Annotated in this window: 1 protein-coding gene; it reads right to left on the reverse strand. The window is 51.1% G+C overall.

Annotation, left to right across the window (positions count from 1 at the left end; all coding sequences use genetic code 11):
• The coding region (locus AB1L30_RS00210) for a hypothetical protein (RefSeq protein ID WP_367011348.1) at positions 1–324 on the reverse strand (324 nt) is incomplete at its 3' end.
• Positions 325–415: the final 91 nt, after the last annotated feature.

Here is a 415-nt window from a genome sequence, read left to right on the forward strand (position 1 = left end):
GTCAATGAGGATGAGAAGCGGCTGCTCCTTAAATGTACTTTGTACTGCTATCAGCCCTCCATCATTATCTTGGTGATCGGCCACAAGTCGTCCCCCTTCCTCAAGGTGGACGTAAGCTGGCTTGCCGGCAGGAACAATCAGCCACAGAAGGCTGGACATGGTGCCTTCATAATAATCATCCGAATCTGGTTGTATATTTATTCCAATTTTTTCGGCGACTTCAGGATGGCCGTCATAGGGAACGATTGTGTATCGTCGTCTGCCATCCTGCCGAAAGTTCTCGACCAGTTCTTCCCGATCTGGATACACGCCCCAAACGACCAATGACCGTTTTCCTCCGGACGCCTGTGAGCAGCTTACGCCTCTGCTTGTGGACGCTGTGCGGATGGCCGTCATCAAGGAAGGCAATTCAAAT

It is taken from the genome of Bremerella sp. JC817 (genome assembly GCF_040718835.1).
Taxonomy (GTDB): domain Bacteria; phylum Planctomycetota; class Planctomycetia; order Pirellulales; family Pirellulaceae; genus Bremerella.